At 30.7% G+C, this 20633-nt stretch carries 15 protein-coding genes; all 15 read left to right on the top strand.

Going from position 1 to position 20633, the window contains the following annotated elements; genetic code table 11:
* The first annotated feature begins 38 nt into the window (after positions 1-38).
* The 15 genes from GQ40_RS08300 to drt3b all read left to right on the top strand — a co-directional run bounded on the left by GQ40_RS08300 (position 39) and on the right by drt3b (position 20364).
* Positions 39-1037, top strand: a complete 999-nt coding sequence (locus tag GQ40_RS08300; RefSeq protein ID WP_047547430.1) for a type IV toxin-antitoxin system AbiEi family antitoxin — start codon at positions 39-41, stop codon at positions 1035-1037.
* Entirely contained in the window at positions 1012-1863 is an 852-nt protein-coding gene (locus GQ40_RS08295; RefSeq protein WP_047547428.1) for a nucleotidyl transferase AbiEii/AbiGii toxin family protein, read from the top strand. Before GQ40_RS08300 ends, GQ40_RS08295 begins: the two co-directional genes overlap by 26 nt.
* Positions 1863-3131, top strand: a complete 1269-nt coding sequence (locus GQ40_RS08290; RefSeq protein WP_052184199.1) for a restriction endonuclease subunit S — start codon at positions 1863-1865, stop codon at positions 3129-3131. The genes GQ40_RS08295 and GQ40_RS08290 overlap by 1 nt, the downstream gene beginning before the upstream one ends.
* Before the next feature lie 3 nt (positions 3132-3134).
* Positions 3135-4031, top strand: coding sequence for a hypothetical protein (locus GQ40_RS08285; protein ID WP_047547426.1), 897 nt, complete (start codon positions 3135-3137; stop codon positions 4029-4031).
* Between the two features lie 20 nt (positions 4032-4051).
* Positions 4052-7054, top strand: coding sequence for a type I restriction endonuclease subunit R (locus GQ40_RS08280; RefSeq protein WP_047547424.1), 3003 nt, complete (start codon positions 4052-4054; stop codon positions 7052-7054).
* A gap of 49 nt (positions 7055-7103) precedes the next feature.
* Positions 7104-8015 (top strand): phospholipase D family protein, encoded by a 912-nt coding sequence (locus GQ40_RS08275; protein ID WP_047547422.1) that lies wholly within the window; start codon positions 7104-7106, stop codon positions 8013-8015.
* A gap of 475 nt (positions 8016-8490) precedes the next feature.
* Positions 8491-9519: a hypothetical protein gene (locus GQ40_RS08270; protein WP_047547420.1), complete on the top strand. Its 1029-nt coding sequence runs from the start codon at positions 8491-8493 to the stop codon at positions 9517-9519.
* Between the two features lie 161 nt (positions 9520-9680).
* Entirely contained in the window at positions 9681-12839 is a 3159-nt protein-coding gene (locus tag GQ40_RS08265; protein ID WP_047547418.1) for an SIR2 family protein, read from the top strand.
* Positions 12840-12855: 16 nt separating this feature from the next.
* A complete protein-coding gene (locus GQ40_RS08260; protein WP_047551723.1) occupies positions 12856-13896 on the top strand; it encodes a hypothetical protein in 1041 nt (346 codons plus the stop codon).
* A gap of 211 nt (positions 13897-14107) precedes the next feature.
* The gene (locus tag GQ40_RS08255; protein ID WP_047547416.1) at positions 14108-14638 is read left to right on the top strand and encodes a hypothetical protein; all 531 of its coding nucleotides are present in this window, start codon (positions 14108-14110) and stop codon (positions 14636-14638) included.
* Between the two features lie 2 nt (positions 14639-14640).
* A complete protein-coding gene (locus GQ40_RS08250) occupies positions 14641-15006 on the top strand; it encodes a hypothetical protein (RefSeq protein ID WP_047547414.1) in 366 nt (121 codons plus the stop codon).
* A 160-nt stretch (positions 15007-15166) separates the two neighbouring features.
* Positions 15167-15697, top strand: a complete 531-nt coding sequence (locus GQ40_RS08245) for a hypothetical protein (RefSeq protein WP_047547413.1) — start codon at positions 15167-15169, stop codon at positions 15695-15697.
* Between the two features lie 220 nt (positions 15698-15917).
* Positions 15918-16538, top strand: a complete 621-nt coding sequence (locus tag GQ40_RS08240; protein WP_047547411.1) for a hypothetical protein — start codon at positions 15918-15920, stop codon at positions 16536-16538.
* 185 nt (positions 16539-16723) lie between these two features.
* The gene (drt3a, locus tag GQ40_RS08235) at positions 16724-18205 is read left to right on the top strand and encodes an antiviral reverse transcriptase Drt3a (RefSeq protein ID WP_047547410.1); all 1482 of its coding nucleotides are present in this window, start codon (positions 16724-16726) and stop codon (positions 18203-18205) included.
* Positions 18205-20364: an antiviral reverse transcriptase Drt3b gene (gene drt3b, locus GQ40_RS08230; protein WP_047547408.1), complete on the top strand. Its 2160-nt coding sequence runs from the start codon at positions 18205-18207 to the stop codon at positions 20362-20364. The genes drt3a and drt3b overlap by 1 nt, the downstream gene beginning before the upstream one ends.
* Positions 20365-20633 lie beyond the last annotated feature (269 nt).

The raw sequence follows: 20633 nt of genomic DNA, 5'->3' as shown, positions 1-20633 counted from the left end.
TTCATGTTTCATGAACAAAACTAAAAAATGAACAAAATATGGATTTTGTATATATTATAGAATGGTTTGACAAATTAGATTTTAAAATAGATGTTATATATCAAAATTATGACAAAGAAAAAGGTGAAAGCGTCTATTTACTTAATGATGAACCTGTATATATTGAAACTAAAAACGAAGTGAGACCACAAAACATAAATATATTTGAAAAAAGCAGAAGTAAAAACCTTCCCGTTTTAGTGGCCTCAAAATATATTACACCAAAATCAAAAAAAATATTTAGAGAAAAGCATATAAATTATATCGATAGTTTCGGAAATGCCTATATAGATTTAAAAAATCTAAAAGTTTATATAGAACAAGGAAATGCTAAGCCATATAACAGTGAATACTCAAACATATTCACACAATCTGGTGGACAAATATTATTTCACTTACTTAAAAACCCAGAGTTAATTAATGAAACGCAAAGGCATTTAGCACATATCAGTGATGTGTCTTTAGGTAGCGTCAGTAAGTTTTTAAAAGGTTTATTTGATGAAGGTTACAGTGTAAAATGGAAAAACGAGCAAAAATACCAGTTGGTAAATAAAGAAGCATTATTAGAAAAGTGGATTGTAATACTTAATGAAAAAATACTGCCTGCTCATAAAATAGGCAATTTTACGTTTTCTAAAACAAATAATGAAAATTGGAAAAACCAATTGATGTATCCCAATGTATTGTGGAGTGGTGAGCCTGCAGCAGCGCTAGTAACAGAGTATTTAAATCCAGAAAAGTTTTCAATGTTTACACGTTTGCCCAAATCAGAAATTATCAAAGACTTAAAACTATTGCCTGACCCAAAGGGTGAGATAAGTATATACAAACCTTTTTGGTTAGAAAACAACACAATGGATCGTCTAATTAATTATATGAATAACCAAAACGCAGTTCACCCATTAATTATATACGCACAATTAATTTATAGCGGAAACAGCCGAAATATAGAAACAGCGCAATTAATTTATGATGAGCACATCAAACCAAACATATAAAGACTATTCTTTTCAATATCATGGAGAAGTCTATGCAATTTTGGAGCAAGTATTCGCCAAAAATAATATTGTTTATTATTTAATTGGTGCGAATGCTAGAGACGTGCATTTATATAAAAAAGGTATCAAACCTGCGCGAGGTACAGCAGATATCGATTTTGCGGTAATGATTCCAGATTTTCATGCGTATAATTTACTTTTTGCTGAATTATGCGCTCTTGGCTTTAGAAAAGTTAATGAACCTTATCGCTTAATTTTTGATAAAACAAACACGGTTTTAGACCTTATGCCTTATGGCGAAATCGAAGAACAATACACGGTAAACTTTACAGAAAGAGCCCTTTCTTTATCCGTTTTAGGCTTTAAGGAAGTAGGAGAGCACATTCAAAACGTTGAAATACCTGAGGAAGGTTATATAATTCCTGTAACACCTATAGAAGGCATTTTTATTCTAAAGCTTATCTCATGGCAAGATAAACCCAATTTTAGAACAAAGGATTTAGATGATTTATCATTTTTACTAAAACACGCTTGGGATATGTATGAAGAAGAAGCTTGGGCAGACCATCCAGATGTATTTGAAGATGAAAATTTTGATATGCAAACCGCAGCAGCTAAAATTATTGGTAAAAAAATGGCACCGATTTTAGCCAAAAACAGCATGTTGTTTACTACAATTGTCACAATTCTAGAGGAAGGAGTAAAAGAAGGTGGTAATGCAAAAAACCCAGAATTGGCGGTTGCACAACATCTAAATATTACCATAGAAAAAGCCAAAACTATATTAACCTACCTACTAGCAGGTATTACACAAACTACGGTCTAATGTCCAAAAACTGGAAAACATATAAACTCTCTGAAGTTACAACCAAAATAGGAAGCGGAGCAACACCGAGAGGAGGAAAAGAGGCTTATAAAGATTCAGGAACTTCTTTAATCAGAAGTCAAAATATTTTGGACTTCAAATTTACAACAGATGGTCTTGCTTTTATTGATGATACACAGGCTTCAAAACTAAACAATGTTACAATCGAGGAAAACGATGTGCTTTTAAATATCACTGGTGACTCTGTTGCAAGGGTTTGTTCAGTTCCTAAGGAGTTTTTACCTGCCAGAGTTAACCAACATGTTGCCATATTAAGAGCAGATAATGAGTCGTTAGACAGTAATTATTTGAAATATTCATTGCTAGAAATTTCTTACAAAAATTTACTACTGACATTAGCAAGTGCTGGCGCAACAAGAAATGCATTAACAAAATCCATGATAGAAGATTTTGAATTGTTTTTGCCATCTATCTCAGAACAAAAAGCCATAGCCAACATCCTCTCAGCCATAGACGACAAAATAGAAAATAACCTAGCCATCAACAACACCTTAGAAGACATGGCGATGGCACTTTACAAACATTGGTTTGTAGATTTTGGACCTTTTCAAGATGGTGCCTTTGTAGAGAGTGAACTTGAGTTAATCCCTGAGGGATGGGAGGTGAAACGAGTTAAAGATTTTGGTACTGTAGTTTGTGGTAAAACACCATTAAAAAAGAAACCGGAATATTATGAATATGATGATTATCCATTTATAAAAATCCCTGATATGCATGGTAATGTTTGGGTATTAAATACAAATGAATATATATCAGAAAAAGGAAACGAATCACAGATAAAAAAACTATTACCTGCCGAAAGTATAAATGTTAGTTGTATTGCTACCGTTGGTTTGGTGACAATGAATATTAATCCATCTCACACAAATCAACAGATAAACTCTATTGTGCCAAGTAATATAGAGTTTAGATATTATTTGTATTTAACAATGATTAATTTGAAAGAAACTTTTCTAAATGAAGCTAGTGGAGGTTCGGCAACATTAAATATGAATACCTCGACTTTTTCAAACGTTGAATTAATTAATCCAAATCATGAAGTCATCTCTAACTTTCATAAGGATGTATCACCCTTATTTGATAATATTAAAAACAATCAAATAGAAAATGAAACCTTAACCAAGCTTCGCGACACTCTATTACCAAAACTAATCAGTGGAGAAGTGCGTTTAAAGGAATTTCAAGAACAAGTAGAAAATATAATTTAAAACATGAGTAAAGTCAACTTAGTACGGCCAAAAAAGTTAAGCCTCAAAAATCACAGTTCACTAAATGAAGCTTGGTTGCAAGACGTCATTGCAAAAGAGCCTGAGATTTTAGGTTTAGGTGACTTAATTCTTAAAGATAAAGAACGTAAACAACCTCGAGCGGGAAGATTAGATATATTACTGCAAGATCCAGAAATTAATAAACGATACGAAGTTGAAATTCAACTGGGTAAAACCGATGAGAGCCATATCATTCGAACTATTGAATACTGGGATATAGAAAGAAAAAGATACCCTCAATACGAACATTGTGCAGTAATTATTGCGGAAGAAATTACTAGTCGTTTTCTAAACGTCATTGGCTTGTTTAACGGTACAATTCCTTTAATTGCCATTCAACTGACCGCTTATCAATATGGAGAAGATATTTTCTTAACCTTTAATAAGGTACTGGATGAAATGAATTTAGGTTTGGTGGATGAGGATGAAGAGGTAAGTGTGGTAACTGATCGAAATTACTGGGAGACTAAAAAGGGAACACCAAAAACCGTAAAGATCGTAGACGAGGCGTTAAATTTAATCAAAGAGATCATCCCTGAGTATAAATTAAAATATAATAAATTCTACATTGGCTTAGAAAAAAATGGTCAAACAGATAATTTTATAATTTTTAGGGCTCAAAAAAATAATGCTCGCTTTGAAATAAGGCTAGAACAATCGGATGTATTAGAAGCTAAAATTGAGAGAGCGGGCCTAGACTTAATGGATTACGATAAACGAACTGGAAGATATCGTATTAAGATAAATACTAAGGATTTAAACAAAAACAAACTGTTTTTTCAAGAATTGATTAAACTGTCAAAGGACTTAGATAAAAGTGTATTAGTTGATCATGGGTAAATTCATGAGTTGAAAGAGATATGACCACAGAAGCCACCATAGAACAAGCCACCATAGACTGGTTATCCGATTTAGGATATACGCACCAATTGGGCACAGACTTAGCACAAAACCATAAAGAAGTTGTGCTAAAGGACCAGTTGCTGGTCTTTATAGAGCAGCAGTATCCGCATATTCCTAAAGAGATTCAACAGTTTGCAGTGGCAGAGTTTACCAATAATGTGGGTGCAGACCTAGAGCATCGCAACCGTACCTTCCATTTAAAATGTACCAAAGGCATTGAGTTTGCTTATGAAGATGCAAACGGCCATGAAAAAGCGGTGCATATCTATCCTATAGATTTTTCAAACGCTAATAAGAATAGCTTTTTAGCTGTCAACCAGTTTAGCATCACTGGCAAAAACAAACGGCGTCCAGATATCATTATTTATATCAACGGTTTGCCTTTGGTACTGTTTGAACTCAAAAACTGGTATGATGAAAATACCAACATTAAAGAAGCATACAACCAGATTCAGCATTATAAAAAGGATATTTCTTTGTTATTCGAGTACAACGCGGTAACCATTATCAGCGATGGTAACGAAGCCCAACATGGTATGTTTAGTTCGGGTATGGAGTGGTTTTCAGCTTGGAAAAGCATTAATGGCATAGACACAGTACAAGACGATGATTTCCAAATGCACACGCTCTTGTTTGGGGTGTTTCCAAAAGAGCGGTTGTTGAACTATATTAAAAATTTCATCTTTCACGAAGATCATAATGGCACACTTATCAAAAAAGGAGCCAAGTACCATCAGTTTTTCGGAGTTAACTTTGCTGTAGAAGCGGCTAAAAAATCGGTACGTCCTTTTGGTGATGGGCGTATTGGTGTCATTTGGCACACGCAAGGGTCTGGTAAAAGCATCTCTATGGCAATGTATACAGGGATTTTGCGGAGTTTGCCAGAGTTAAAGAACCCAACCATCGTCGTGCAAGTGGATCGTAGTGATTTAGATTTACAATTGTATGAAAACTTTGTTCTTGCCAAAGATTTGGTAGGCGATGTGCAGCATGCAGAAACTACAGAAGATTTACGCACCCTATTAAGTGCAGGAGCTGGTGGTGTTATTTTTACCACCATAGAGAAGTTTCGTTTAAAGCAAACCACAGACGAAGCGCTTGGTGAATTAGAACATCCTGTATTGTCCGAGCGTGAGAATATTATCGTTATGGCAGACGAAGCGCATCGCACCCAATACGGCTTGTTAGATGGTTTTGCCTCTAACTTGCGCAAAGCCTTACCTCAGGCGTCCTTTATTGGGTTTACGGGAACACCTGTAGATTCTAAAGATGCCGATACCCAAGAAGTGTTTGGGTCTGTCATTCATACCTATGATATTAAACAAGCGGTTGACGATAATGCGACCGTCAATATTTTTTACGAACCACGCTTGGCAAAACTGCATCTGTGGAATGAAAATATTGATAATGATGTTGACGCAGTCACAGAAGGTAATGAAGATAGCGACAATTTAAAATGGGCAGCTATTGAAGATGCGGCAGGAAGCAAAGACCGTGTCAATAAAATAGCGAAAGACATTTTAACGCATTTTATCAACCGTACCAATACCTTGAAAGGAAAAGCCATGGTGGTCTCTATGAGCAGACGTAATTGCGTAAAAATATATGATGCCTTAACCGCTTTAGAAGATTGTCCTGAAGTGGCTGTAGTGATGACGGGTAATATCTCAAAAGACCCTATTGCTTGGAACGAGCATATCAGAACAAAAGATGCCACCGAAGGCTTAAAAAAACGCTTCAGAAAAGAAGACGATCCCTTACAAATTGTGATCGTTAGAGATATGTGGCTCACGGGTTTTGATGCGCCTTGTGTACATACCATGTATGTCGATAAGATTATGAAAGGACATAACCTAATGCAAGCCATTACCAGAACCAATCGTGTGTTTAAGGATAAGAGAAATGGCGTTATTGTAGATTATATTGGTATTGGCGATAATTTAAAAACAGCCACTAATAAATACACAGGAAGCGGAGGTCATGGGCAACCTACCATAGATATGGAGCAAGCCTTAGAACTGTTTTTCAATCAGGTTGAGGTATGCAAAGCCATGCTTCCAGATACCATTGAGTATTCCGAATGGAAACGTTTACGTGATGCCGATAAAGTCTTATTGGTTAAGCAAGGCTTAAATGCCATAATTAAGTACGATGAAGATGCAGAAAACTTCATGAAAGCCGAAAAAACCTTGTCCAGCTTGTTATCCATTGTTAAAAGTCAGCCACAAATTCAAGAATATGCTATAGATGTCTTGTTTATACAACATGTCTCAAAAGCCGTACGTAATGCCAAATCGGTAAAGTCAAGTAGAAGTGAGCAACAGGAAAAAATTAAGGATTTAATCAGTCAGAGTATAGATTCAGAAGATATTGTGGATGTGTTCGCCATGGCAGGTATTGAAAAACCAGACATATCAATTTTGGACGAAACCTTTTTATTAGGCGCTAAGCAAGAAAAAGATAGTCATGCCCTAAAAATAGAATTGATTAAAAACATTTTAAAAGACGAAATCAAATTACGACTTCATAAGAACATTAAAAAGTACACTTCGCTAAGAGAAGAAATTGAAAAGGTAATAGACCGTTACCATAACAATGCCTTAGATAGTTACGCCACCATTGCCGAATTGATAGAACGCGCCAAAGACTTACAAAATGATGACAAACGTACCGAAGAATTAGGCTTAAGCGAAGAAGAATTGGCGTTTTATGATATCCTAGCCGCCAAACAAGATATTATCAAAGAAGAAGGTCTAGTCAAAGACATTGTACATGCCGTTGTAAAAGCTGTGAAAAGGAACTTGCAACTCGACTGGACAAAGAAAGAAAATGCAAAAGCAGGCATTCGTTTAGCGGTTAAAAAAGAACTAAGAGGAAAAGTGTCCATAACAAAACTCAACGATATCCTAGCGGAAATTATGGAACAAGCTGAGGGGCAGTTTAGTGACTGGAGTGCTTAATTAAAATAGAAACAAACAAACCTTAACAAAACCAAATCGATAACTTACAATGAGTACATTTTTAACAGGAGACAGCCTTAACAACGCTATTGATGGTATTATAACAAATGCGAAAAAGTTTATTATTATTACGTCACCATACATAAAGCTAGACGATCATTTTAAAGAACGGTTTAATTTAATTAAAAATGATCCCTCTATTTATCTTCAAATCTTATTTGGTAAAAATGAAGATAATTTTTACCGTAGTATGAAAAGTGAAGACTTAGAGTATTTTAAATCTTTTCCAAACGTATCCATTATTTACGAGCCAAGACTTCATGCAAAAAGTTACATTAATGAGTCTGATGGTATTATTACTTCAATGAATTTATATGATTACTCTGCTGAAAATAACGTAGAATATGGAGTGGCTTTCTCTAAATTAGCGTTAACCGAAAAAGTGTATCAAGAACATAAAGACCATCATTTTTTTCTATTAGAAGAAAGCGCTCATTGTATATATATAAAGCGTCCTGTATTTAAAAAGGCATTGTTAGGTTTAAGCAAAAATTATCTAAGGTCAGAAGTTTTATTAGATCTATTTGAAACTTTCGATCCAAGTAATAAAGAATATGAGCGTGTTGTTTATCAAGATATAGATGTTATTAGCTTAGATGATAAAGATGTAGTTCCTGTATTGAAAACTAGATCACAAAAGAGGTTGGAAAGAGATCCTGAATTGGTTTCTGAAACTAGAATAAAGAATGAAAACGTGGATTTTAAACCTTATAATCAAAAAGTGGGTTATTGTATAAGAACTGGCGAAGAGATTTCTTATAACCCAGAGCGACCATTTTCATATAATGCTTATAGAACATGGGTTCAGTTTGAAAATTATGATTTTCCTGAAAATTATTGTCATAAAACAGGAAAGACTTCAAATGGTAAAACCAGTATGGCTAATCCTATTTTATATTAATTTTTTATGCGGAAATAGATGTATAAAATTACTTATTTATAAAAAGTTAAAATATAAAATTAAAGAAATGTTATTATGTTGGAAATTCTTATTTAGCAAATTGCTAGTTAAGTGTCTTTTTTTAGAGGATAGGAAAATTTGACTCGTCTTGATTAAAGGTTAGAAGATTTTATACACTATGCACAGAAATGAACAAGCATTTAGACCAATTTAAAGGAAAAAAATCACTCTAATCATATTTGAAAATTTCCATTTGAAAAATAAAAATCACCTTAATTGAGTATAAGGTAATTTATAAATGCTTTTTTATTAACAAATAATTACGTAGAACTACGTATATGATATTTCGTTTATTTTCAGTTTCTTGTATGCTGAATAAAATGAAATCATAAACAAACAGTTTATGATTTATATAAAATGGATATAGGTAATTGTCTATATCTAATTGTTGTAAGTCATTAAAAACAACCATAATATGAAACTAAAAATTGTAATTCTGATTCAACTGATTTCAATATCAGTATTTAGTCAATCACACACAATTGATTTGTCTAAAACAATCAACGAAACTCAAAAAAGGACTGTTATTCATAACAAAACCTTTGAAATATCAATAGATAATAAAATACCTTTAAAAGAATACAATATCAGCATCACCAAAAAAGCAATTCCAATAGAAGAGTTAATTATTCCTTCAGAAGCTAAAGAAATTGAAACAACTGGAGGTGGAATGACAATGTGTGCAGGTTTTATTACAGAGGTTTATGAAATTTATGAACTTGATAATGAAGAAGAACTATCTTCAAAACTAAAAGATATTAGAAAAAGAATTAAGGAAATAGAAAAAGTCCTTGTCGAAAGAGATACCACAGATGAAGGATGCTTAAAAAGTCATCTCAAAGACGCAAAAGCAATAATTGAATTAACAAAAAATAAGATTTGGGAAGGTAGTCTTAAACGTGGAGAACAATTGGAAGTTGTAATAACTCGAACTAATGAAGATGGTAAGACTTTAAAGTGGACACAAATTTATTCAACAGAATCAAGAGGTCAATGGCAAGTTTCATATGGATTTTCATTTATAACACAAGGATTTAATAAAGAAAATATTTTTTATGCTAAAGAAATGGATTCAGTTTATTCCATTACTAAAACGAATAACCGAAAATCAATGAATTTTGCACCATCAATATTTTTCACTTGGATGCCAACAAAATCTATAAATAAACCTTGGAATATCGGACTTTCTGGAGGTCTTGGTTTTGATTTTGAAAGTCCAACAGTATTTTTAAGCCCAACAATTTCTTATAATCAAAATTTAAGAATACATATTGGATTAGTTGCTCATAAGCAAAACGTCTTGTTAGGACAATATGAAGAAGGACAAATAATAACTGAAAACTTGAACAAAGACCAGCTTCACGAAGAATTATATAAACTAAATCCTTTTATATCTATTTCTTTTAGATTCAATCAAAATCCATTTAACCAAAGTGATAAATAACGCCTTACAACACCGTATATAATTTATTGCTGGCTTCTTGCCTACTTGTGAAAGTCCTCGCGGACTTTCTTGCTCGGTAATTACTTACTAAATTAAGTGCTAAAAACACGCAACAAACCATATACAACAACGTTACCTGCAAGCTAAAAAAAACAAACTGAATGACAGAAGAATTAAGACTAGATTATGATGCTTTTTTAAGGTCTTTTAAAAGAAATACTGATGTTCCTCATTCAATCTTGTTAGGAGCTGGTGCTTCAATAAGTTCAGGAATTCAATCTGCATATGACTGTATTTGGGAATGGAAAAAAGACATTTATCTCTCTAAGAATATAAACGCATCTGATTATTATAAAAATTACAAAGAGGATTCTGTTAGAAAAAGCATACAAAAATGGCTGGATAGTCAAGGAGAATATCCTGAATTAGACTCTAATGAAGAATATTCCTTTTTTGCAGAAAAGGCATATCCAATTAGTGATGATAGAAGAAAATACTTTTTAAGTCTAATAGAAAATAAAGAGCCCTATATTGGATATAAACTATTATGCTTACTTGCAGAGCATAATATCATCAAGTCTGTTTGGACTACTAATTTTGACGGACTTATTGTTCGTTCAGCTCATCAGAACAAGCTGACACCAATAGAAATAAATCTAGATAATGTAGACAGAATCTATCGGAATCAAAGCAATAAAGAACTTCTTGCAATCGCTCTTCACGGTGATTATAAATTCAGTTCATTAAAAAACACAGTAGAAGAGTTAGATTCACAAAATGAAGTGTTTATTGAAAATCTATCTAATTATCATCTAGATAAAAATTTGATAATTACTGGTTATAGTGGAAGAGATAAATCTTTAATGGACGCATTAACAAAAGCTTTTACTCGAAAAGGGGCTGGAAGATTGTATTGGTGTGGTTATGGAAGTGAAATATCGGACGAAGTAGCTAGGTTGCTTAGAACTGTTCGAGATTCTGGAAGAGAAGCTCATTACGTAACAACAGACGGATTTGATAAGACTATAATTCATTTAGCTAAATCAGCATTTGAGGATAATGATTCTCTTTCACAAGAAATTCAAAATGCACTTGAAAGCTCAGAAAATGAAGAGTATTTAAAAACAGAGTTTCATTTAAATTTTTCAAATACAGGGAAATATATTAAAAGTAATTTACACCCTGTTGTTTTTCCAAAAGAGATATTTCAATTTGAAATTGACTATAAGGATGAAAAACCTTGGAGTTTTTTAAAAACCATTTGCCAAGCAAATAATATTTGTGCAGTTCCCTTTAAAAGAAAAGTATTTGCAATTGGAACACTAACCGATATTTCAAAGGCATTTAATGGTCTTTTAAAAAGTGATATTAAAAGAGAATCTATAAGTAAGTTTGATGTAGAAAATGTATCAGCTTTCAAGTCTTTAATGCTGCAAGCAATTTTGAAACATTTTGCCAATGACAAAAGAATTTCCACCAATAATAAAAATAAAATATGGTTGACTTCAAATGAAAGTGAATATAAAAGCATCAAAATTCATAAAGCGTTATTTCTTTCATTTTACTTTGATAAAAACAAAAGCTTTGGCTACTTAACTTTTACACCAACAATAAACTTAACCTCTGACCAAGAAATTTCAAAAACAGACAAACTAACTATTAGTAAATACAACTTAGAGAAATTATATAACAATAAGTATGACGAAATATTAGAAAACTGGAATAAGCTTTTATTTAATAAACCTAGAATAAAATTTGAATATCCGCTTCAATCTGGTAGTGGTCTTGAATTTCAAATATCTTCAAGTACAGCGTTTGGAGAAATAAATGTTCTAGACCCTAAATTTAGAGGTTACGCACCAAAAGAATACGATAATAGACAAACTCAATTTAAAGGTGTTCAATTTTTAGAACCACAACTTGTTTTCCGTAACATTTCATCAGATATGGAGTTCAAAGATTACCATCCAATGAGAGGTTTAGTAAATAATCGTCCTTATGATGTTAATCTAAATGGATTAATCTTATCTAATGAAATAAACTTATCTGTTATTTGTGGAGGAAAATATTCAAATAAGTTTTATGCCTTTCTTTCCCAACTACAAACAAAACACTCAACTGACAATATAAACCCTGATTACTTAATAGATTACCCAGGCTTTTCATCAATTTATAATATTCCCTTAAACATTCCATACTTTGAGAATGATGGAAGTTGGTTGGATATTGATTTTAGAGGTGAAAATGAACTTGAAGCACACGAAAATGCAATTAAACTCGCTAGACTTATAACTTCAAAAATTGAACAAATAGCGAATACCCAAAGTCAAAGTACAATCGTTATTTTTATTCCAAACGAATGGCAAAATTTTGAAAGTTTTGTAAACAAAGAAGAAAGTTTTGACTTACACGATTATGTAAAAGCATTTGCTGCTTCAAAAGGAATTGCGACACAATTAATTAGAGAGAAAACATTAGAAGACAATTTAACTTGTCAGATTAATTGGTGGTTATCATTATCATTTTATGTGAAATCTTTAAGAACACCTTGGATTTTAAATAATCAGGAAAAAAACACAGCATATGCTGGAATTGGGTATAGTATTTCAAAAATAAAAGATAAATCAGAAATTGTTATTGGTTGTAGTCACATTTATGATTCAAACGGTCAGGGTTTAAAATATAAGTTATCTAAAATCGACAACTATTTCCTTGATAAGCAAAACAATCCTTTTTTATCATTTAAAGATGCTTTTCAATTTGGAGTTTCAATTAGAGAGCTGTTTTACGAATCACTAGATAAACTTCCTGAAAGAGTAGTTATACACAAAAGAACAAAGTTTACACAAGATGAAATAGACGGAATTAAAGCTAGTTTACATAAGGCTGGAATCAAAAAAATAGACCTTATTGAAATCAGTTTTGAACCTGATGCACGTTTTGTGGCAATGAGCGTATATAATAAAGAATTACAAGTAGATAAGTTTCCCATTTCAAGAGGAACCTGTATTGTAACGAATAAACACACTGCCCTATTATGGACTCACGGAATTGTGCCTTCTGTTCGACAACCGAATTATAAATTCTACTTAGGCGGTAGAAGTATCCCAGCACCAGTAAAAATAACTAAGCATTACGGAGAATCTAATATTGACTTAATTTCAACAGAAATTTTAAGCTTAACTAAAATGAATTGGAATTCATTGGATTTATACTCAAAGCTTCCTTCAACTATCGACTCATCAAATAAGATTGCGAGAATTGGAAAATTACTTTCAAGATTTGAAGGTAGAACATATGATTACAGATTATTTATATAAGACAAAAAGCCAAACTATGGAAAATTTATTATACTATCCTTACATAAATATTCCAAGAACGGATTGGACAACTCGTTCTCTATTATATTATGAAACAGTAGGTTCGATTGTTCCTCAAAACTACTTTTACGAACCTAAAAACTATGAACCATTTATGCGAGAATTGGTTCAAAATGAATTAGTAATTCCAATAAATCCAATGGAGGTTTTAGATGAACCATTCCAATTATCAAAAACTTTTATAGATTATACAAAAAGTGAAAATTTCAAACTACAGTCACGTTTACATAGATTTGAAAGAGGTAGGTATGGAAGAATAAATGAAAATAAATTTAGGCTTAATGGACCAAGAATTAGCGTAAATAAATTTGACAATGAAATCTTTAATCACCTAGAAGAGATAGGTTTAGCTGAAAGGGAAAACTACGAATGGTTTATTGTTGAGCAAAAGACAGCTAACGAAATGATGACATACTTGGCTTCAGTAGTTGGTAAAAAACTCAATTATTTACCAACCACCGATGTTTTTTACAAACGGTTTACACTCGCAACAAAATCGAAGAAAGTTTTTAAAACCAAACAGAAAGAACAACATAAAAGAGAAACTATTTTAGACCAACTAATACCATTTCCTGAAAATATTGATTTAATGCAACTTAGAAAGTTTAAGGATAAGCATAGAGATATTTTGAACGCTTTTAAAACTAAAGTCGAATTAATCGCTTTAAATCCAAATATAGAAGAAGAAAGTCCTTTATTCATAGAAACGATTAAAGACTTAGAGCATAGTAAATTGGAACTAAGTGCAAAAATGGGAGAAAGCAAATTTGGTCAAGTCTTTTTCGGTACTGTGTGCGGAATTGTTTCAAGTTCAATTGGTTTAGCTACTGCTGGAACAGATGGAGCTATAATTGGAGGTGCAACTGCTTTAGCTGGAGCAATATATGCTGCTACTCAAATTGAAAATGATACTGATATTCCAAATCAAAATGGAATGAAATATTTAGCTTTAGTTGATAAGAGGCTGAGGAAAGCCAGCAGGTGGCAACGTGTATAAAACATAGCTATTATAGGCTTTCCGAGAGGTTTTTGCTTATATACAAAGTACGCCAAATTTTTATTTTTATATATTTATAAAGTAAAATTTAAACATAAAAAATAAAAATTCGGCTCGTTCTAAATCCAAAAAGTTAGCGTTTATTTATCCGCTACGTTTCATACACAAGACCGTTAGCAACAAGGCTAAAGAAACATTCGAATATTAATTAATGTTAGAAAAATTATTTAAAAATTGGGAATTAGATACTTGGGCAAATGTTCTTGAGATTGTTGGTTTTGGAATAACAATTATTTCTTTGATTGTAGCATTATTTGTTAAATCGGAACTATCTAAACTTAAGTTAAGTTACATATTTGATACACGAATCAAGGGACATTTAAAATCAATTCGTCAAATAGCTGGCAGACTCAATAATCTAACAAATGATTACGATGAAAATCGAGATGTAATAAAAAAAGAGCTTCGAATTTGTAGTTCAGAATTAAGAGATTTAAAAAGTAAAATGGGCTATTGGGAAAAGAAAAAAGCTAGTAATCTCGCAAAATTCATAGAGAAAAGATTAGAAAAACCTTTTGCTCAAAAAAACAACGAAGAGAAAACTTTTGTTTCGTACATTAAAAAATATCCAAATAGACTTTATAAAACAACATACGATGATGTTTGGGAAATTTATGGACGCCTTTATGAAGTTATAAATCAAGTGGATAATATTAGAAAGAATAAAGACAAATCATTATAAATATGACTAGCAAAGTATCTAGAACTGTTTTAAAGTTAAACGACTTGACAAAAGCAGACGAAATAAAATGGAAGTTATGGACTATTCCAATTGACTCATTATCTGGAATGGAAAGATTAATTGGAAATCCTTATGTAACAGTTGTTTCAGATAAAAAATTCAGAATTTACAAATATGAATTCCGACACTATACTGATGAAGATAATTGGGATTGGGTTCCTAGATGTAGATTAGAATTTATTGATGAAAACGGAAAAGGCGGATGGCAATTTCCCGATGACGAACGAATTGTTGATTTAATGGAAACTGTTTTATTTAAAGTGTCAGGAGCTTCTGATTTCTTTGATAACTTTTTAGCTGATGAATAAAAGCCCAGTTGCTAACACCGTATATAATTTATTGCTAGTTCTAGCCTACTTACGAAAATCCTCACGGATTTTCTATTCGGTTTTTATTTGCTAAAGTAGGTGCTTAAACCACCCAACAAACCGTATACAACAACGTTACCACACATTTGAGAAAAACTGAATGAATATCGACAAGCAAATAGAAATCCTAAAGAAAATATCCATTCGCGGAAGATTAGCTTACGGAATGAAATGCTTGGAACAATATGTAAAAGAGAATGAGATTAATGATGAATTGATTGATAAAGTTTTTGATATTTTATGGGAGTTTACGACTTCCGATGAATTAGATGTTTGGGACGAAAAAATAAGCGACTTCAATCCTAAACATATTCTGAATATTAAACCAGAAAAAATAGAATCTGAATACCCAACTATTACTATAAATGAATATTATGAATTGAAGAAGTTTTATGAAAATTCTGATACTGACTTTATAAGTATGATAGAAAAAGTAATAGAAATCGGAACAGGAAATCTTTATGGCGGAACTGACGAATATAGTAGTTGGACACTCGAACCAACTTTGGAAGTAATCAAAATGTCTGAATTAAAATTAGAACACATTCCAGATATTACAAAGTTTAAGTCCTTTGAGTATTCGGAAGATAAAGGTTGGGGAAAGAAAATTAATAGAGTTACTTGTGAATAAAAACGTGTGGTAACAATGTATATAAAAAATAGCGTAAGTCATTGCAAATACAAAGGCTTATGCATTTTTAGAAAGTCGCCAAATTTTTAAATTTGACGATTTCCAACAAAAAAGATAAATAGTAAAATTTAAAAATCTGGCTTGTGCTCAACCGAAAAATTATCGCTAATTTGCACGCTACGAGCCATATACAAGAACCTTAGCAAAAATTAAAGACTGAATGCAAAAACAAGAAATAATTAGAGACACAATAGTAAAAATTATTGAAAAAACTATTCATCCAGTTTCTGACAATTCAGAAATTTATAAGGAAATTATTAATTCTCAGAACCAAACATATAATTTAATAATAGTTGTTTTTTTAGGAATAATTGCTCTGTTTGCAGGAGCAACTTGGCTGTATAACAAAAAGATTGTTAAAACGGAAATCATTAAAGAGACTGATAAAATATTTCAAGAAGAAAAGGATAAATTAATACAGGAATTTAAAGCAGAGTTTGAAGGAGAATTAAATTTCGTCAAAGGAGAAAGTGCCAGATTGTTTGCTAATAGCATCAAAGGGAAAAAACCTGGAGATTATTCAAATAAGTTTTATTGGTGGATGCAATGTGTAAAATATTACAAAGCAATTGACAAAGGAAAAGGTGTAAGAATATCAACCGAAAACGCCTTACATGCTTTAGAGAAATGCATTGAAACAACGGAAGAATCCAAAAAATTCATATTAGAGACATATCCTGAATTAGCTTCTAATTTTTATGACATAATAGAAATTATTCCTAATGAATTGGATAAAGAGAAATCTGAAATAAAAAAATTAACAGACGAATTATTAAAATAACTATTGCTAACACCGTATAAAAATAATTGCGGTTTAGTGCTCAATCAAAGGGCGTTGCGTGTTTGTAACGTCTGATTTCTTCGGAAAATCCTCGCATACAAACCCGCAACTATTCTTATACATAAACGTTGGCAGTAAGTGAAGAGAACAATTTCCGAAATCAAAAAAATTAAATAGAAAAAATAATGTTAGACCAATCCTTTTCAAGTAGTAATTTTAATAAATTATTTTTAAAAGAAAACAGAAAGGGAAACTTTGATAAATCTCATTTTACTCAAGAATATTTAAATAAACATCAAGAGTTTAAAAATACTGTTGGAGAAAAATTAAGCCTAAAGAAACAAAAAACACTTTCTAAAGAAGAATTAGATGATTTTGCAGAAAGATTAGAAGTAATAAATAACGAAAAAGAAGAAATTAGGCTATCTATTTTTGAAAATTACTCTAATACAATTAATAGCCAAAACACTCCTTTTCAATTCAAAATAATATATAATTCAACAAAAGAAGTTTATACAGTTGAAAATGATCCTGCTTCATATTATGCTGTAAAGCAACTACAACTAAACATATTTAAGACTTTTAAGGTAATACAAGCAGACAGAAATAAGATTATAAAGCAAATATTTGATATTGCTTCCGATGGATTTCCTAAAATAATTATTAAGACTGATATAAAATCATTTTATGAGTCTATACCTCAAGATAAGCTCTTTAAAAAAATAGAGAACAACACTTTACTTTCTCCATTTTCTAAAAAATTGATAAAAAGACTTTTCTATGAATTTGAGGATAAAAAAGACAAAACTAAAATACCATTGGGAAAAGGTGTTCCAAGAGGTATTGGTATTAGCGCATATTTATCTGAATTATATATGCGAGATATAGATAATGAGATTAAAGCATTAGAAGATGTAATTTATTACGCACGCTATGTTGATGATATAATTGTAATTATTTGCCCTAAAACAGAATCAACAAAAAGAGATTACTTACACGAAATAAAAAATATAATTTGCGTTAAAAACAATCTTATTCTTAAAGATGGTAGTGATGGAGAATCTTCAAAAACAGAAATAATCAATTTACCCAAAAAAGGTAACTATAATAAATCATTTAACTACTTACGCTATTGTTTTAATTTAAAAAGAACTGAAACAACAGATAATAAATCAAACTTTCAATTACTTCTAGAAATTTCAGATAATAAAATTGAAAGGTATAACGAGAGATTAAAAAAATCAGTCACAAACTATAATCAAAATTCAAAATATAACGAAAAAGAAGCCAGAAATATTTTAATCGCGAGATTAAAATTCCTTACCGGAAATTTCCATCTTAACAATAACAAAAGAAATGTAAAGGCAGGCGTCTATTACTCTAATCAAATGCTGAAACTAAATAAGGTTACTTATAATAGTTTAAAAATATTAGACAGAAAACTATCTACAGCATTACGTGATTTAAATCCACCTCCTAAAATTGGAATTGATAAAATAAAATTGAAACTTTTCTTAATGCAGAAATATAGTTTCCAAAAAGGATTTAATAATAAAGAAAAAAACTTTTATTCTTTTAAACTAAACCCAAGAGAAACAAGTTTTTATTTTAAAAAATTCAAAAGAGCAACAAACAAGTTTGAGGTAATTAAATCTATTTGGAAGTAATGAGCAAAAAGAAAAAACATATAAAATACACCATAGAGAGAGCCATTATTTCTGACGTACTACCATATGAGGTTCCTATTACATTTTCAAACAGATATTTGTATCGGTTTCTAGTCAATAATGAATTAGAATTTAAAAATAATACGATTAAGTATAAAACAAATTTTAAGGATGATTACTTTGATGCTTTTAAAATAATTTTAAAAATATTATTTTCTACAAATATTTCAGACCCTAATACTAGAAAAATTCCATTTACTTATAAAATAGGTCATAAAGAAAAAGACTTTAGAGAACTTGCATTAGTTCATCCAATTAACCAATTAGAGTTGATAGAGTTTTACGAGCAATATAAAGAATCCATTATTTACTCTTGTTCTTTAAGTAATTATAGTATAAGAAAACCAGACAATGTAGCTAAGTTTACTTTCTTTAATGACAAACTTCATCAAACAAATAAAGGGGACGTTTCTGATTTTTTAGAACTAAGTGGGAAAGAATATGAAAACTTAAAAACTTTTTTTTCTTATAGCAAATACACTAACATCTATCAATTCTTCGAACATTATAGGTATCAAAGAGCAGAAAAGAAATTTAATCATTTATTTAAATTTGATATTTCTAAGTGCTTTGACAGTATTTATACTCATTCAATTTCTTGGGCTGTATTAGGTTTAGATGTTGTAAAAGAAAACGTAAATAGTTCTAAAAATACCTTTACAGGAAAATTCGATAAATTTATTCAATATGCGAATTACGGAGAAACCAACGGTATCTTGATAGGCCCAGAATTTTCTAGAATATTTGCTGAAATTATTTTACAAAAAATAGATATAACAATAGAGAAAAAGTTAAAAGAAAATAATTTTTTACTTAAAGTAGACTATGAAATGTATCGTTATGTTGATGATTATTTCTTGTTCTGCGATGATAACGTTTTAAAAGACGAAATTTTAAAATTACTTAAACACGAATTAAAAAAATATAAATTATCAATTAATAATTCTAAAACAGAAGAATATAACAAGCCAATTATAACTGAGATAACAATTGCAAAAAACAAAATTATTGATTTATTTTCTGATAACCCTAAATTTAAAATAACGGAAATAGAAGAAAAGGAAATAGACAAGAAAGATGAAGATGATGAAGTTTCTTTACTAAACCACAAATTTGAATTATCATTCAATCCTAATAAATTAGCAACACGTTACAAAATAATCATAAAAGAATCTCAAGTTGATTATAAAGATGTTTTGAATTACAGTTTAGCTCTTCTTTCGAGCAAAATTGAAAAGAACTTAATTTCTTTTGAAAATATATTTTTTAAATATCTTGAAGATAATGAAGACAAAGCATTCTCTAAATCTGATTTACTAAAACTTAGAAAAACGGAAAGTTTATTTACTTCCCATATTGAAGGTGTAATTGATTTTATTTTCTTTATTTATTCAGTTTCTCCAAGAGTAAACTCAACAATTAAAGTGAGTCTAATTCTTTCAAAAATAATTCAACTTTTTAAAGAAAAAAATAAAGCAACTAAAAAATTTAAACTTAGTCAAAATAACAGAGAACGTGTGTTCAAAAAAATACTTGATGAGTCAAGTTTTATTTTAAGGAAAAATGCTCTGAATGAGTATGCACAAGTAGAATCTCTTTATCTATTTACACTATTAAGGGATATAGGAAAAGAATATAGATTACCAGAAGAAATATTAATAAAATTCTTAAACGTTTCACAAGAAAAAGATTTAGAAAAAATCATAATTAATAATAATACATTAAATTATTTTTCAATAGTTGTCTTGTTTTATTACATAGGACATTCTCAAAAATATAAAAAGGTAAAAGAAGCTTTAATAGCATATACTTTCAATTACATAAGAGAATACCCAAATGAAAAAAGAGGCAAATCTTCGGAAATGGCACATTTAATACTTGACTTATTAGCTTGTCCATATTTAGAATTAAGAATAAAAACAAAACTGCTAGTTCATTATCGTGAGGATAAAAATTTTTCACAAATAAAAAAGACAATTTCAGACTCTGAAAAATTACTTAAATTCCATAAAAATCATAAATATTGGTTTACTAAATGGGAAAGGTTTAACTTAGCGAAAGAATTAGAAAATAAAAAGAGTCAAGAAGTTTACTCTTAACAATAATGCCAATGCCAATCTCCAGGTTATATCAAGCATTTATGTTAGATATAATTATTTTCACACACTTGCAGAGGCAACAGTCCTTGGTAAAAGAGGTCAAAAACAAAAAGGTAGCTGGAGATTTTGCTACCTTTTTAACATTTAGAACATCTGAACAAAACACCTACTGCCAACACCGTATATAATTAATGGCTAGTTCTCGCTTACTTACGAAAATCCTCGCGGATTTTCTATTCGGTTTGTATTTGCTAAATTCTATGCTTTGC

It is taken from the genome of Psychroserpens sp. Hel_I_66 (genome assembly GCF_000799465.1).
Taxonomy (GTDB): domain Bacteria; phylum Bacteroidota; class Bacteroidia; order Flavobacteriales; family Flavobacteriaceae; genus Psychroserpens.
Note: the sequence above shows the minus strand (reverse complement) of the source record. Positions and strands in the feature narration are given on the sequence as shown.

Bases quoted from the DNA above. Each gene is read 5' to 3' on its own strand.
- GQ40_RS08300 (WP_047547430.1), top strand. From the start codon at position 39: ATGGATTTTGTATATATTATAGAATGGTTTGACAAATTAGATTTTAAA.
- GQ40_RS08295 (WP_047547428.1), top strand. From the start codon at position 1,012: ATGAGCACATCAAACCAAACATATAAAGACTATTCTTTTCAATATCAT.
- GQ40_RS08290 (WP_052184199.1), top strand. From the start codon at position 1,863: ATGTCCAAAAACTGGAAAACATATAAACTCTCTGAAGTTACAACCAAA.
- GQ40_RS08285 (WP_047547426.1), top strand. From the start codon at position 3,135: ATGAGTAAAGTCAACTTAGTACGGCCAAAAAAGTTAAGCCTCAAAAAT.
- GQ40_RS08280 (WP_047547424.1), top strand. From the start codon at position 4,052: ATGACCACAGAAGCCACCATAGAACAAGCCACCATAGACTGGTTATCC.
- GQ40_RS08275 (WP_047547422.1), top strand. From the start codon at position 7,104: ATGAGTACATTTTTAACAGGAGACAGCCTTAACAACGCTATTGATGGT.
- GQ40_RS08270 (WP_047547420.1), top strand. From the start codon at position 8,491: ATGAAACTAAAAATTGTAATTCTGATTCAACTGATTTCAATATCAGTA.
- GQ40_RS08265 (WP_047547418.1), top strand. From the start codon at position 9,681: ATGACAGAAGAATTAAGACTAGATTATGATGCTTTTTTAAGGTCTTTT.
- GQ40_RS08260 (WP_047551723.1), top strand. From the start codon at position 12,856: ATGGAAAATTTATTATACTATCCTTACATAAATATTCCAAGAACGGAT.
- GQ40_RS08255 (WP_047547416.1), top strand. From the start codon at position 14,108: ATGTTAGAAAAATTATTTAAAAATTGGGAATTAGATACTTGGGCAAAT.
- GQ40_RS08250 (WP_047547414.1), top strand. From the start codon at position 14,641: ATGACTAGCAAAGTATCTAGAACTGTTTTAAAGTTAAACGACTTGACA.
- GQ40_RS08245 (WP_047547413.1), top strand. From the start codon at position 15,167: ATGAATATCGACAAGCAAATAGAAATCCTAAAGAAAATATCCATTCGC.
- GQ40_RS08240 (WP_047547411.1), top strand. From the start codon at position 15,918: ATGCAAAAACAAGAAATAATTAGAGACACAATAGTAAAAATTATTGAA.
- drt3a (WP_047547410.1), top strand. From the start codon at position 16,724: ATGTTAGACCAATCCTTTTCAAGTAGTAATTTTAATAAATTATTTTTA.
- drt3b (WP_047547408.1), top strand. From the start codon at position 18,205: ATGAGCAAAAAGAAAAAACATATAAAATACACCATAGAGAGAGCCATT.